A 14,953-nucleotide genomic window follows, 5' to 3' on the forward strand; every position below is an offset into this window, starting at 1 on the left:
TTCGTATTGTGCTTTTTAGTAACTTTGGCAGAAATTTATAATGATGCAAAATTCAGATAATTTACAGGTTTTAATCAACGATCCGAATTTATCTGCCGACTTAAAGCACATTGCCCAAAAGGTACTAAATAAACAACGCATCACATTTGATGAAGGCGTTTTGCTTTATGAGCAGGGCGAGCTTGGATATCTTGGCGCTTTAGCCAACTTTATCCGCGAGGAGCGCCACGGCGACAAAACTTATTTCAACCGCAATTTTCATATCGAGCCGACCAACCTTTGCGTTTACGATTGCAAATTTTGTTCGTATTCGCGCCTGCTGAAACAAAAATCGGAAGGTTGGGAGTACACCATGGATGAGATGTTTGATATGGTAACCAAATATGATGGCGAACCGGTTACCGAAGTACACATAGTAGGCGGGGTATTGCCCCAATATGATGTGCCGTTCTACCAGCAGTTGTTCGCCCGCATCCGTGCCCACAGGCCCGAATTGCATATCAAGGCGCTTACTCCGGTTGAATACCATTACATTTTCAAAAAAGCCAAAATTGATTACGCCACAGGCATGCGCCTTATGATGGAGGCCGGGTTGGGCTCCATCCCCGGCGGTGGTGCCGAGATCTTCGATCCGGAAATTAGGGATCAGATCTCCAAAGATAAATGCACCGCCGATCAGTGGCTCGCTATTCACGAGGAGTGGCATAAATTAGGCGGAAGATCAAATGCTACCATGCTTTACGGGCATATCGAAGAGTTTAAGCACCGTATCGACCACATGGAACGCCTGCGCCAATTGCAAGATAAAACCGGCGGCTTCCAGACTTTTATCCCCTTAAAGTTCAGGAATAAGGATAACCAGATGTCGCACGTGGCCGAAGTTTCGGTTATTGAGGATTTACGCAACTATGCCGTTGCCCGGATCTATCTGGATAATTTTGACCATATCAAGGCATACTGGGCGATGATCAGTCGTAACACCGCGCAGCTTTCACTTAATTTTGGTGTAGATGATATTGATGGTACTTTAGATGATACCACTAAGATATACTCGATGGCCGGCGCCGAAGAACAGCACCCGGGCATGAGCACCAAACAATTGGTTGAGTTGATTAAGCACGTAGGCCGTCAACCCATAGAGCGCGATACACTATATAATGTAGTGACCGATTACACTAATTTTGAGTTTGAAAACGAACCCAAACCTCAGTATTACAAGTTACCGGTTATTAACTAAGCTAAAAGCCGAAGGCCGAAAGCTTAAAGCAGGAAAGTAATAAGCTTAAAGCAAAGAGTTCAACGCTTAAAGCAAATTGAAAATAAGCTGAAAGCCGAAGGCCGAAAGCTTAAAGCAGGAAAGGAATAAGCTTAAAGCAAAAGTCTCAACGCTTAAACCAATTTGAAAATAAGCTGAAAGCCGAATGCTCAAAGCTTAAAGCAAAACAGAAAAAACACGCAAGATAGCTTTCGGCCTTACGCTTTCAGCTTTCAGCTCAGATATGAAAACCCTATACATAGTACGCCACGGGCAAACGGAGTTTAACAAGTTAGGCATTATTCAAGGTAGGGGAGTTAATACCGACCTGAACGACGAGGGCCGTAAACAGGCCTGCCAGTTTTTTGAAGCTTACAAAACAGTGCCGTTTGACAAGATCTACATATCGGCGCTGAAGCGTACGCAACAAAGCATCCAGCCTTTTATCGATCTGGGCATCCCGTTCGAAAAACTCTCGGGTTTAGACGAGCTGGCCTGGGGGGTGCATGAAGGGCAGGCACCTACAACTGATAACAAAGCCGCGTTTTTGCAAATTATGCGTGATTGGCTGGACGGCAAACTGGACAGCAAATTTGAGGGAGGCGAAAGTCCGTTGGAGGTAGAGAAACGTCAGCGTGAGGCCCTGGAGGTGATCATGAGTCATCCTGAAGAAAAAACAGTGCTGATCTGCATGCATGGCAGGGCTATGCGTTTGCTGCTTTGTATCTTAACAGGTAAACCCCTGTCCGAAATGGATACCTTCCCGCATCAAAACCTTGTGCTTTATAAGGTAATTTATAACGGCGAAAAATTCGAGATCATCGATTTTAACAACGCCGAACATTTAAAACACTCTGAAGAACAGAAATAGCTATTGTGAACAAGATCAGAATATCAGCGGTAAGCTACACTAATACCAAACCCTTTTTATACGGCATCCAACATACCGACATTATTAACAAGATCGACCTGAGCCTCGATATGCCGGCCGATTGCGCACAGAAGCTCATTGACGATGTGGTTGATATCGGCCTCATCCCCGTAGCAGCCGCTTTGAACCTGCCCCAATGGGAAATAGTTTCCGACTATTGCATCGGTGCTGTTGGCGCTGTCAATTCGGTTTTCATTTTTAGTAATTGTGATATTAAGGATGTGAAAACCATCCAGCTCGATCCGGAGTCGCGCTCGTCCAATAACCTTGCCCGTGTGCTGATGAAAAATCACTGGCAGGTAAACCCGGAACAGATCGTTAACGCTCCCGACTACTCGCAATCAACCGATGAACACGCCGCTTTTGTGCAAATAGGCGACCGCACATTCGGTAAAAAAGATCAGTACAAATATGTTTATGATCTTGCCGAAGAGTGGCAAAAAATGACCGGTTTGCCGTTTACTTTTGCAGCCTGGATAGCCAACAAGCCCATCCCGCAGGAGTTTATGGATGAGTTTAATCGGGCCCTTAAATATGGATTGGATCATCGCGAAGATCTTTTTAAAGAGATGGACATGCGCAATGACTTTGATCTGGTGGATTATTTAATGGTGAAGATAGATTATGATTTGACCGAGGATAAGAAGAAAGCGCTTTATATGTTTTTGGATTACATTAAAAAGCTTAACGCTGAAAGCTAAAAGCCTAAAGCTTTTTAAGGGATTTGTCAGCCTAATGCAAAAAGCTTTCAGCCTTGTGCTTTACGCTTTTGCATTAGGCTTTTTGCCTTAAGCTTTTTGCTTTCAGCTATCAACAAAAATTCTATTTTTGTATCCACAAAAAATAAGGTCACTTTGTAGGTGACCGGTTAAACGTAATTTTATAAATTAAAAATCATAGTTGTAGATGATTAACATTACACTTCCTGATGGTTCCGTTCGTCAGTACGACAAGGGAATCACTTCCGCGCAGATCGCCCTATCGATCTCCGAAGGATTAGCACGTAACGTATTAGCGGCCGAAGTTGACGGCCAGGTTTGGGATGCAAGCAGGCCTATTGAACAGGACGCGCATGTAAAACTGTTAACCTGGAACGATGCCGACGGCAAATCAACATTCTGGCATTCATCGGCCCACTTAATGGCCGAAGCATTGGAAGCGCTGTATCCGGGTACCAAATTCGGTATTGGTCCGGCTATTGAAACCGGTTTTTATTACGATGTTGATTTTGGCGACAAGGTTTTATCTTCTGATGAGTTTAAACAGATCGAGGATAAAATGATCGAGCTTGCTAAAACCAAAGAAGAATTTATCCGCAAGCCGGTAAGCAAAGCCGATGCGATTGAATATTTCACCGAAAAAGGCGATGAGTACAAGCTGGATTTGATCAAAGATCTGCCAGACGGTGCTATCACTTTTTATTCGCAAGGTAACTTTACCGATTTGTGCCGCGGACCACATATCCCTAACACAGGTTTTATTAAAGCGGTTAAACTGATGAGTGTTGCCGGTGCCTACTGGCGCGGCGATGAAACACGCAAACAGTTAACCCGTATTTACGGTGTTACTTTCCCCAAAGCCAGCGAACTGACTGAATACCTGCACATGATCGAAGAAGCTAAAAAGCGCGATCACCGTAAGTTAGGTAAAGAATTGGAGTTGTTCGCCTTTTCGGAAAAAGTAGGGATGGGCTTACCATTGTGGTTGCCTAAGGGAACTGCTTTGCGGGAACGCTTGGTTACCTTTCTGCAAAAAGCACAGGTTAAAGCAGGTTATGAGCAGGTGATCACCCCGCATATCGGTCACAAAAATCTGTATGTAACTTCGGGCCACTACGAAAAATATGGTGCCGATTCGTTCCAGCCGATCAAAACACCGCAGGAAGGAGAGGAGTTTTTCCTGAAACCGATGAACTGCCCGCACCATTGCGAGATCTATAAAACAAAACCACGCTCGTATAAGGACCTTCCGGTTCGTTTTGCCGAGTTTGGTACCGTATACCGTTACGAGCAAAGCGGAGAGTTGCACGGTTTAACCCGTGTACGTGGCTTTACCCAGGACGACGCGCACTTATTCTGCCGTCCGGATCAGGTAAAGGATGAGTTTAAAAAAGTGATTGACCTGGTACTGTACGTATTTAAAGCTTTAGGCTTTGATAACTACATAGCACAGGTATCATTGCGCGATCCGGAAAATCGTGCTAAATATATTGGTACAGACGAAAACTGGGCTTTAGCCGAAAACGCGATTATTGAAGCTGCGGCCGAAAAAGGCTTGCCAACTGTAGTGGAATACGGTGAAGCAGCGTTTTACGGCCCGAAGCTTGACTTTATGGTGAAAGATGCCTTGGGCCGTAAATGGCAGTTGGGTACTATCCAGGTAGATTATAACCTGCCGGAGCGTTTCGAATTGGAATATACCGGCAGCGACAACATGAAGCACCGTCCGGTAATGATCCATAGGGCGCCTTTTGGGTCGATGGAACGCTTTATTGCGGTGTTGATTGAGCATTGCGCCGGCAATTTCCCGCTGTGGCTATCGCCCGAGCAGTTTATCATCTTACCTATATCAGAAAAATATGAAGAATATGCAAAAAAACTTTCTGATATATTAAAAGATTCCGATATTTGCGGGCTAATCGACTTCAGGGACGAGAAAATAGGCAGAAAGATACGTGATGCTGAAGTTAAAAAAATCCCTTATATGCTGATTGTAGGTGAGAAGGAAGCGGCCGAAGGGTTGGTTTCTGTTCGTAAACACGGCGCCGGCGATCTGGGAAGTATGAGCATAGAAGAATTTAAAGAACAAATAACAAAAGAAATAACAGTATAACTTGGCATTAAACAAACCTTTCAATAGAGGACCAAGGCTTCCTTTTAAGAAGAAAGAAGCTGAACACAACATTAACCAATTCATCAGGGCCCAGGAAGTTCGCCTTGTAGGTGATAACGTTGAACAGGGCGTATACTCGTTAAGAGACGCACTGGCCATTGCCGCCGACCTTGAGTTGGATCTGGTTGAAATATCTCCAAACGCAGTACCTCCCGTTTGTAAAGTAACTGATTACAATAAGTTTATTTACGAGCAAAAGAAGAAGCTTAAGGAGATAAAAAGTAATGCCAAGCAAACGGTTATTAAAGAGATCCGTTTCGGACCGAACACTGATGACCATGACTTTGAGTTTAAACTGAAGCATGCCATCAAGTTCCTGGAATCGGGTGAGAAGGTAAGGGCTTATGTACACTTTAAAGGTCGTGCCATTGTTTACAAGGAGCAAGGCGAGATTTTGCTGCTCCGTTTTGCACAGGCCTTGGAAGAAGTAGGTAAAGTAGAGCAATTGCCAAAGCTTGAAGGAAAAAGGATGTTTTTAACCCTTGCTCCTAAAGCAGCTAAAAAGTAGATTATAGTTGCAGATGTACAGATTAAAGATGTGCGGATGCCGGAAAATAAAACGTTGAGAAACGTTAATTATCTAAACACAAATAAATAGAGTTATGCCAAAAATGAAAACCAATTCCAGTGCAAAAAAGCGCTTTAAGCTTACTGGAACCGGTAAAATCGCAAGAAAAAACGCATACAAAAGCCACATCTTAACCAAGATGTCAACTAAACGTAAGCGTGCCCTTGGTCACACCAGCTTAGTATCTGATGCTGATATGGGTAACGTAAAACGTATGCTTTGTATCGGAAAGTAATTCACAAATTTTAAAACCAGGTATTAGAGTTTTAAGTCCGGCATTTAAAATGCAGGCACTCACTACCAAAAAACAAACAAGATGCCACGTTCAGTTAACGCAGTAGCGTCGAGAAGACGCAGGAAAAGGATCATGAACCTCGCCAAAGGTTATTGGGGTTCACGCAGCAAGGTTTATACCATTGCAAAAAACACAGTTGAAAAAGGTTTACAGTACGCTTACCGCGACCGTAAAACCAAAAAGAGAGAGTTCAGGGCTTTATGGATCCAGCGTATCAACGCCGGTGCACGTCAGCACGGAATTTCTTACTCTCAGTTAATGGGTAAATTAGCTGCTAAAGAAATCGGCCTAAACCGCAAAGTATTAGCCGACTTAGCAATGAACAACCCGGATGCTTTCAAAGCAGTTGTTGATGCAGTAAAATAAATATCGTTTAGATAATATCCAGAAAAGGCCGCAATTGCGGCCTTTTTTAGTCTATGACGGTCGATGATATTTTTATCATTCAATGATAATCACCTCGGTAAATTCATCCGCATCATTGTTAATATCCATGTATTGCTTAAAGTTTTGGATATCCTTATCAACCATTTTTTTAAATACAGGATTTAATACTTTGGCTATCCCAGCGCCAATGCCGCCGGCCGGGGGCTGGTAGCTGATTACCACATCCACCACGGTCCCTGTACCATCAACGCTATCCTGGAAGCGGATCTTCCCGGCATTGTTGATCATAGAATCGGGAAGGGAACTCCACCCAATCACCTCGTTTGGTTCATCATGAACAATTTCGGCATGCCAGCTTACCGTGGCTACATTTTGCGGTAACTTCAACACCCAATACGAATACTTGGAATCAATCACCTCCACGCTTTCCAGGTGTTTCATAAATAACGGCAGGTTATCAAGCTTGCGCCAAAATTGATAAACCTTTTCGCGCGGCTTATTAACCGTGAAAGATGAGCGAATATTTACGTTGATCGGGTGGGTTGATAGTTTGCCGATGCGTTTATATAATTCGCAATGGCCGGTGATGCCGCGGTTTAATAAATACCCACCCGCGCCAATTTTTACAATGCTTGCAAGCGGGTTACTGAAGAGGGTTTTAAAACCTGAAAAACCGATTTTCATTCCCCCGGCTATCGAGGTAAGGCGTTCGGGCCAGTTCAGGTTTATGCGGTCATCGCCGTACAGTACGGGATAATTGTCGGTATATTTTACTATTGTAGTTGCCATAGGTTTTAAAAGTTATGTTTTCAGAACAGTATAGCTATAGTTAAGGTTTTTTTTAAGTGAATTTTATTGCTTTATAGTGTAAGATAATGCCATTTACAGATAGTTGACATCAAATTTGTGTATGTGCTATACTTGGCATACCTTTGAACCGCTTTAGGTTTCATTAAACTGTTTAATGAATTAAAAGGGAATACGGTGTAAATCCGTAACTGTCCCGCAGCTGTAAGCTCTGTAACCGTTGCCAAATCTGTATGGTCACTCTCTATAAAAGCAGGGGGGAAGGCCGGCTAAACGGGGAGTAAGTCAGAATACCTGCCTTAGCGTTATATGTTATTCAAAGCTTTCGCGGATTGAAGCTTGAATGTGAATGCTCATCTTTTGGTGTATTTTCATTTCAAAATCTTCCGGTTATCAATTGATTATATCAAGAATGGTGAAATTTCTACGTGTAAACTTTCGCAGTCAATTGTCTCTTATTAAAAAGAGCGGTTTGTTTCTTTTTTTTACACTACCAATTTTCACCAGCAACGTAGTTGCGCAATCTGATACCACCAAAAAGCTCGACGAGGTAAGGGTATCATCCTCCCTTATCCCTCAAAGACAATCCGCTACACCAATACAATCAATTACCTCCGCCGATTTTAAACGAACCTCATCTTACAGCCTTGCAGATGCAATAAAAAACTTTTCGGGGGTTAGTATCAAAGATTATGGAGGCATAGGCGGGTTAAAAACGGTGTCAGTACGCAGCCTTGGTGCTAATAATACCGCTGTGTTATACAATGGCATACAGCTTAACGATGCACAAAACGGACAAATAGATCTAAGTAAGTTCAATTTATACAATGTTGAAGAGGTATTATTGTATAATGCCCAACCAGCCGAACTTTTGCAGACTGCCAGGGCTTATGCATCAGCCAGTGTACTTGCCGTTAAAACTATCCGGCCGGTTTATGATTCCAAAAAAAATTCCGGCATGATTTTGGGCATAAAAGGAGGTTCATTTGGGTTATTTAATCCTTACCTGCAATGGAAGCAAAGTTTTAGCAAGCACTGGGGATTGGTAATCAACAGTAATGTGCAGCAGGCCGATGGCAGGTACAAATATCATGAAAGCCGCGATGGATCAGATACGCTTGCGATAAGAAGAAACGGGGATGTGCATATTCAACAGGCCGACGGCGGGTTGTACTGGGTTAAATCAGATAGCAACAAATTCAATATTCTGTTTAATTTTTATAATTCAAAACGGGGGCTGCCCGGGCCGGTTGTTTACTACGCGGCACCAACCAGTCAGCGTTTACAAAACACCGACTTCTTTTTGCAATCAGGGTATCTGCATCGATACAAAAACAGCGTAAGCTTATTATTCAATGCTAAATACGCCCATAGTTATGTTAGGTACCTCGACACTGGCGTATACAACACCTCGGGTTTTATTGACGAGCATTATCGCCAGAACGACTTTTATTTTTCGGGGGCTGTTTCCTATGACATTGTATCAAACTGGAAGATATCCTATTCGTCTGACGCGGATATCAGTAACCTGAAATCTGATGTTTATCAATATGCCTTTCCAACGCGCACAAGTCTGTTTAATGTATTGGCAACCGATTTTAACGCCGGTAAATGGCGGCTGCAGGCCAATTTGTTAAACACTTACATTCACGATGAGGTAAAGAGCGGCGTTGCGGCGGATTCAAGATCAGCATTTACACCTGCGGTCATTGCTACGTTTAAACCTTTTATTGGGCAAAACCTGCTTTTCAGGGCCTATTATAAAAGGACGTTCCGTAACACAACCTTTGCCGAGCAGTATTATTATGCCGTTGTTCCCCGCCCGCTGAGGCCTGAGTATACCAATCAATATAATCTTGGCGCGGCCTATACCAAAAGCTTTGCAGGGATTATTGATTTCGTAAATATCAGCGCAGATGCGTACTATAATCATGTAAAGGATAAAATATCGTATATCCCTACACGTTCTCCCGAAACACCCTCGGTTGTTAACCTTGGTAAGGTTGATATCAAAGGCATTGATGTCGTATTGAAAACAGGTTTTAAAACCATTGATAACTGGAAGGGGGTACTGAGCGTTAACTATACCTATCAGCAGGCGCTTGATGTAACCAATCGAACCGATCTGTATTACCTTGAACAGATTCCATATACGCCTAAACAAACGCTTGCTTTAAATGCCGGTTTTACGCGCAAGCAGTTCGGTATTTATTATAATGAAATCTTTTCATCATCAAGATACCAAAACAGCAACAACGTACCCGAATATTATTTGCCCGGATATTCGGTAAGCGATGCGTCGTTAGTGTATAATTTCATAGCTGTAAGCAAACCTGTTATGCTTTCGGTAGAAGTAAATAACCTGTTTAATAAGAGTTACGCTGTAATAAACAGCTACCCGATGCCCGGCAGGTCATACCGGCTTACATTTCAAATAACTATTTAATATAAAATTCATGAAATCAATCAAACTCCAAAATTTACTTTTAGCATGTGCCGTAGCGTTAAGTTTAACAGCGTGCCATAAAGATAAAAAGGTAGTTCCCGAAGACAAACCCACGGCCGACCTGTATGTTTTAAACCAGGGTAATCTTGGCTTACCAAACAGTACTTTAACTTCCTATAACTATACCACCAAACTGTTAACCCCCGATTTTTTTTTATTGGCAAACGGTAAAGGCCTGGGCAATACAGCCAACGATGTGAAAATTTACGGAGCCAAAATGTATATCGTGGTTGATAAATCAGGCACGGTAGAAGTTGTAAATCCTAAAACAGCTAAATCGATAAAACAGGTGTTGTTTCAAAACGCCGATAAATCATCGCGCGAGCCCCGGTCAATCGCTTTTTATAAAGGCAACGCATTTATCACGCTTTATGATAACAACGTAGCGGTTTTAGATACTGCGACGCTTACTATAACTAAATACATCCCTGTAGGTCGTAACCCCGAACAGTTGGCAGTAAGTAATGACAAATTATACGTGGTAAATGGAGGCGGCCTGAGCTACCCCGACGTTGATAAAACAGTATCTATCATTAACCTGAGCTCGTTAACGGTTACTAAAACATTAACGGTTGGCTTAAACCCGTATGCAATTAGTGTTGACAGCTATGGCGATGTGTTTGTTCACTCTTATAACGTATACCCCGGTAGCCCGCAGCTTACTATTATTGATAGTAAAACGGATGTGGTTAAATCGATCACAGAGTTTGCCGGAGGCCCTTTTGCTGTAAACGGCGATATTGCATATTACATCACGTCTGACGGTACTATTAATACTTATGATTTAAAGGAGCTGAAAGCATCTTCGTCAAATTTCATAACCGATGGCACAACCTTTACTGCCGCTTATGCCGTAGTAACTAATACGCTAACCGGCGAGGTTTTTGTTACAGACGCCAAAGATTACAAATCGAACGGGTTAATTTATGCTTTTGATAAAAATGGAAAAAAGGAATATAGTCTGGTTACAGGCATCAACCCTGGCAGTGTTGTTTTCGTAAACAGATAATTAACACCGTTTTTCTGTATATTATCATTAAATTTGCAACTATCTTATAAAATCATGATCGCTAAAGATAATAACACACGTAATTTGTTTTTGATAGTACTGATTATAGTCGCGGCCGTTTTCAGGGTGCTTGCTGTTTACATTCCGGCATTGAGTAATTTCACGCCGGTAGGAGCCATCGCCTTGTTCGGCGGCGTTTATTTTAAGGAGAAATGGAAAGGTTATGTGGTAGTTCTTGCTACCTTGTTTTTCACTGATATCCTGATCAATTATTTACGTACATCAACAATTACTTTAGGTTACACCGTAACTTTTTGGGTATATGTAAGCTTTATATTGATGGTATGGGTTGGTAGCCTGATAAAAAAGGTAAATGTGCAAAACATATTACTTGCTTCAACCGCGCCTGTACTCATCCACTGGCTCCTTACTGATTTTCCCGGCGATATGTATCCGCACACGCTTGCAGGTTACGGCCAGTCGTTAGTGGCAGCTATTCCGTTTGAATATAATCTTGTGTACGGAACGCTTGTATTTAGCGCTATCTTATTCGGCGGTTTTGAACTGGCTAAAACCAAATACACTGTTCTGCAGGATAAAAAGCAACTCGCTTTATAACATAAAAGCATTTAAATTTAAAGCGGATTGTTGTAAGGCAATCCGCTTTTTTTATGACCTCGCGGTCTTGGTCTACATAAAACCAATATGAAAAACATTGTAGTGTTAACGGGCGCGGGTATCAGCGCCGAAAGCGGTTTAAAAACATTCAGGGATAGCGACGGGCTTTGGGAAGGTTACAATATTGAGGATGTAGCCACCCCGCAGGCCTGGGAATGGAACCCGGTAATGGTACAGCAATTTTATAATGAGCGCCGTAAAAACGTACTGGAGGCAAAACCTAACGCCGCGCACTTCGCGCTTGCAGCTTTGGAAGAAAAACATCGCGTTACCATAATTACCCAAAATATTGACGATTTGCACGAACGTGCCGGCTCAACCAATGTGGTGCATTTGCATGGTATTATTACCCGCTCGCAATCGAGCATCAACCCCGAACTAACTTATCCAATCGAAGGCTGGGAATTGAAAATGGGCGAGAAATGCGAATTAGGCTCTCAACTGCGTGCGCACGTGGTTTGGTTTGGCGAGCCTGTGCCCATGATTGAGCGGGCCGCGATGATTTGTGCCGGGGCGGATGTGTTTATCCTCGTGGGATCATCACTTGCTGTTTATCCGGCGGCCGGGTTGATTGGCTATGTCGACCCGGAAGTTCCCAAATATATCGTCGACCCGAAAATCCCTTCCGTAAATGTACGCGGGGAGGTTATAAAGATAGAAGAGCGGGCTTCGGTTGGCGTACCGGATCTGGTTAATAAGTTGTTGAACGATTAAATTAAATCACCTGAACTTGAAATGTATTTTTAACTGGAGCGGCGGTAAGGATAGCGCCCTCGCTTTATATTATTGCCTGCAAAATCCCGAAATAGAAATCGCATATCTGGTAACTACCATCAACTATGCTGCCGACCGCATTTCGATGCATGGCGTACGTACCGAACTGTTAATTCAACAGGCGGCAAGTATCGGCATCCCCCTGTACCAGATTCGCCTGGCCGAAATGCCGGGAATGGAAGAATATGATGAGGTGATGCGCCATCATTTATCCATCTTTAAAAATGAGGGCGTAACGCACAGTATTTTTGGCGACATTTTTTTGCAGGACCTGAAGGATTACCGCGACGCCAGACTAAGTGAAGCTGGTTTAACGGGGATTTATCCTTTATGGAAACGCGACACCCGTCAATTGATCAGCGAGTTTTTGAACCTTGGTTTCGGTACAGTAATAGCCTGTACCCAACAGCGATTGGAGCGTATTCTTGGACGGGAGATTAGCCGGGAGCTTATAGATTCGTTACCGGATGATGTGGATGTTTGCGGCGAAAACGGCGAGTTTCACACGTTTACTTATAAAGGCCCGATTTTTAAAAACGAGATTGCTTATAAAACCGGAGATAAGGTTTTTAAGGAATACAAGGCGCCAAAAAACGCCGATGATTCGTGTATATCATCAACTGATGAAATACCGGCCGGGTTCTGGTATTGCGACCTGCTGCCTGCCTGATTCGTCATCATCGGTATAAAATGCGATGGCGAAAAAATGAGGTGTTGGGAAATTGATGGTGTTTATTAAACAGGTTCGGTTTACATTTGCCGGGTGCAAAACATAACACCCAACCCTCAGGTATTGATAGATATTGTTCAAACCCGCATGCCCTACGGCAAGTATAAAGGCACCATTATCGCCGATATCCCCATAAGCTACCTGGAATGGATGGCGGGTAAAGGCTTTACCAAAGATAAACTGGGTATGCTGCTTTCAACCACCTTCGAGATTAAGACCAACGGGCTAAGTGAGATATTACATATGGTGAAGAAAGCCCATGCCCCCCAGCCCCCTAAAGGGGGAGCTTTCTGAGCATTGGTTTATATTTACATTCTACACTTTTTCCTTCCCTTTCAGGGGGCCGGGGGCTCACAGCCTGTTAAACCATCCTTTTTTCCAAAATACAAACACCTGTATAACGGCAATCAGCAGCATAAAAACAATAGCGTATATATACCCGTGGTGCCAGTAAAGTTCGGGCATATTATCGGCAATGATGTGGCCTTTGTCGTCCTGACGTGAAAAGTTCATCCCATAAATACCGGCAATGAAGGTAAGAGGAATAAAGATCACCGAGATGATGGTGAGCACTTTCATAATCTCATTCATGCGGTTGCTCACCATGGATAGGTACAGATCTATGATGCTCGAGGTAACTTCCTTATAGTTTTCAATCAAATCCATTGCCTGGATGCAGTGATCATACGCGTCGCGCAGGTAAAGTTTTACTTCCGGCGTAACCAGCGGACTTTCAGACCGGATCATGTCATTGATCTTATCCCGCTCGGGCCAGCTGGCACGCCGCACAACAATAAGCGTACGCTTTAGCTGTTGGGCGTTAAACATGATGGATTTATCAGCACTTTGGTAAAGCTTATCTTCAAGTGCGTCAAGGTGGTCGCCAATTTCGGCCAGTAGCACAAAGTAATTATCTATAATAGTGTCGGTAAGCGCATAACACATATAGCCCGGCCCGTCAGTACGGATTGAACCCTTGCCTGCCTTTAAACGGGCTTTAACAGCTTCAAACCGGTTTTCATTATGGTCTTCTTCAAAACTGATGATGATATTATTTTTAATAATAGCCGAAAACTGGCAGTTGATAATCTCATTGTCGTGGTTAAAATAAACTATGCGGCTGGTGCAAAAGGCATAGTCGTCATATTCATCAAACTTTGGGCGCTGATGGGTGTTCGCGATATCCTCTAAAACCAACGAATTGATCTGACAATGTTCGCCAATCTGCTCTATTAACCCGGCGTCGCCCAAACCGTTTATCTTTATCCAGTGGGTATGATTATCACATTTATCAAGTTGTTTTAAAACAGCTTTAATATCCCGGCCTTCGCAAGTCACCAGCTCGTCTTTGTTATACGAATAAGCCGAAATGATAGGCTTTAGCGCGTCTTCAGCTATTCTTATCATACCAGGTCTGTCGCCAACCTGGCCTGCACGCTTGTGTTTTTTAAAGCGTAAACGCTTTACTCCGTTCATTTACAAATAATTTATGGTTTGTGGGCCCTGGTTAAACAACAGGTCTACAATACTCAGGTTCTTTTTAAAGCCCTGCCTGTCTTCAAACAATTGGAAATAGGGTTTCTGCTGCATTTCGCTTTCTTTTTTTGGATGAATAGTGTGCCGGAAATCATGCAGGTTGGGATATCCGGCTTTGTACTCATCTGTATAGGTGATCTCTGTTTTTATTTTGGTAAGCTTTAGCAGCAGGTTCAAAAGCTCCTGGTTATAATCAAATAAAAACTCAAATTGTTTTTCATAAAAGGGCGCGAAATCGCTTTCGTAATACTCAAAATAAGCCGAGCGGCGGTAACAGGCCTGCAGGCTTTGCCAATGCAGGCGCTGCCACCTGAAATCGTAACTTATTTTAACATCTTTAACAACGGTATGGTTCTTTGAACCTTTTATAACAGGTACCACCAGGGCCAGTACACCATCCGGCGTAAAAATGTTTGCCCGGTTACGGTAAGTTTGTTTAGGAAAATGCTCTTCTCTTTCTATCAGTATATCAGGCTTGTACGTGTTTAGCTGTACAAAATACTCAACCGGGGGAAGATAAAACATGGGTAACACAGCGCCTTTTTCAATCATATATTTTATGTTTGTGTTCAAAATTGGTTAAAA

16 protein-coding genes and 1 riboswitch are annotated in these 14,953 nt (G+C 43.0%); of the genes, 13 read left to right on the top strand and 3 right to left on the bottom strand.

Annotation, left to right across the window (positions count from 1 at the left end; genetic code table 11):
• Window positions 1–43 precede the first annotated feature (43 nt).
• The 7 genes from mqnE (at window position 44) to rplT (ending at window position 6,307) form a co-directional block, all read left to right on the top strand.
• Entirely contained in the window at window positions 44–1,237 is a 1,194-nt protein-coding gene (gene mqnE / locus LX99_RS07340; RefSeq protein WP_109607598.1) for an aminofutalosine synthase MqnE, read from the top strand.
• Between the two features lie 262 nt (window positions 1,238–1,499).
• Complete coding sequence (locus tag LX99_RS07345; RefSeq protein WP_109607268.1) at window positions 1,500–2,126, top strand: histidine phosphatase family protein; 627 nt, start codon at window positions 1,500–1,502, stop codon at window positions 2,124–2,126.
• Between the two features lie 5 nt (window positions 2,127–2,131).
• The gene (locus tag LX99_RS07350) at window positions 2,132–2,887 is read left to right on the top strand and encodes a menaquinone biosynthetic enzyme MqnA/MqnD family protein (RefSeq protein ID WP_109607269.1); all 756 of its coding nucleotides are present in this window, start codon (window positions 2,132–2,134) and stop codon (window positions 2,885–2,887) included.
• Window positions 2,888–3,092: 205 nt separating this feature from the next.
• Window positions 3,093–5,018, top strand: a complete 1,926-nt coding sequence (gene thrS, locus LX99_RS07355; RefSeq protein ID WP_109607270.1) for a threonine--tRNA ligase — start codon at window positions 3,093–3,095, stop codon at window positions 5,016–5,018.
• Between the two features lies 1 nt (window position 5,019).
• Window positions 5,020–5,586 (top strand): translation initiation factor IF-3, encoded by a 567-nt coding sequence (gene infC, locus LX99_RS07360; RefSeq protein ID WP_109607271.1) that lies wholly within the window; start codon window positions 5,020–5,022, stop codon window positions 5,584–5,586.
• Between the two features lie 94 nt (window positions 5,587–5,680).
• Window positions 5,681–5,881: a 50S ribosomal protein L35 gene (gene rpmI, locus LX99_RS07365; protein WP_022829872.1), complete on the top strand. Its 201-nt coding sequence runs from the start codon at window positions 5,681–5,683 to the stop codon at window positions 5,879–5,881.
• Window positions 5,882–5,962: 81 nt separating this feature from the next.
• A complete protein-coding gene (gene rplT, locus LX99_RS07370; protein WP_022829871.1) occupies window positions 5,963–6,307 on the top strand; it encodes a 50S ribosomal protein L20 in 345 nt (114 codons plus the stop codon).
• Between the two features lie 75 nt (window positions 6,308–6,382).
• Here the strand turns inward: rplT and LX99_RS07375 are convergent, their stop codons facing one another.
• Window positions 6,383–7,117, bottom strand: a complete 735-nt coding sequence (locus tag LX99_RS07375; protein ID WP_109607272.1) for an SRPBCC family protein — start codon at window positions 7,115–7,117, stop codon at window positions 6,383–6,385.
• 138 nt (window positions 7,118–7,255) lie between these two features.
• Window positions 7,256–7,451, top strand: a riboswitch (cobalamin riboswitch).
• 156 nt (window positions 7,452–7,607) lie between these two features.
• Here LX99_RS07375 and LX99_RS07380 point away from each other — a divergent pair.
• From LX99_RS07380 to LX99_RS07405, 6 genes are all read left to right on the top strand, one after another.
• Window positions 7,608–9,581 carry a TonB-dependent receptor plug domain-containing protein gene (locus LX99_RS07380; protein WP_170122652.1) on the top strand — a complete coding sequence of 658 codons (1,974 nt, stop codon included), beginning with the start codon at window positions 7,608–7,610 and terminating at the stop codon, window positions 9,579–9,581.
• 10 nt (window positions 9,582–9,591) lie between these two features.
• The gene (locus LX99_RS07385; RefSeq protein ID WP_109607274.1) at window positions 9,592–10,650 is read left to right on the top strand and encodes a YncE family protein; all 1,059 of its coding nucleotides are present in this window, start codon (window positions 9,592–9,594) and stop codon (window positions 10,648–10,650) included.
• A gap of 54 nt (window positions 10,651–10,704) precedes the next feature.
• Entirely contained in the window at window positions 10,705–11,268 is a 564-nt protein-coding gene (locus tag LX99_RS07390; RefSeq protein WP_109607275.1) for a DUF6580 family putative transport protein, read from the top strand.
• Between the two features lie 87 nt (window positions 11,269–11,355).
• Entirely contained in the window at window positions 11,356–12,042 is a 687-nt protein-coding gene (locus tag LX99_RS07395) for an SIR2 family NAD-dependent protein deacylase (protein WP_022829863.1), read from the top strand.
• 16 nt (window positions 12,043–12,058) lie between these two features.
• A complete protein-coding gene (locus LX99_RS07400) occupies window positions 12,059–12,772 on the top strand; it encodes a Dph6-related ATP pyrophosphatase (protein ID WP_245927865.1) in 714 nt (237 codons plus the stop codon).
• A 93-nt stretch (window positions 12,773–12,865) separates the two neighbouring features.
• The gene (locus tag LX99_RS07405) at window positions 12,866–13,126 is read left to right on the top strand and encodes a DUF3820 family protein (protein ID WP_109607277.1); all 261 of its coding nucleotides are present in this window, start codon (window positions 12,866–12,868) and stop codon (window positions 13,124–13,126) included.
• Between the two features lie 57 nt (window positions 13,127–13,183).
• Here LX99_RS07405 and corA read toward each other — a convergent pair whose 3' ends face one another.
• Both corA and LX99_RS07415 read right to left on the bottom strand, forming a co-directional pair.
• Entirely contained in the window at window positions 13,184–14,308 is a 1,125-nt protein-coding gene (gene corA / locus LX99_RS07410; protein ID WP_109607278.1) for a magnesium/cobalt transporter CorA, read from the bottom strand.
• Window positions 14,309–14,941, bottom strand: a complete 633-nt coding sequence (locus LX99_RS07415) for a WbqC family protein (protein WP_342769415.1) — start codon at window positions 14,939–14,941, stop codon at window positions 14,309–14,311. It lies immediately after the preceding gene.
• Window positions 14,942–14,953 lie beyond the last annotated feature (12 nt).

It is taken from the genome of Mucilaginibacter oryzae (genome assembly GCF_003148845.1).
In the GTDB taxonomy this organism is placed as follows: domain Bacteria; phylum Bacteroidota; class Bacteroidia; order Sphingobacteriales; family Sphingobacteriaceae; genus Mucilaginibacter; species Mucilaginibacter oryzae.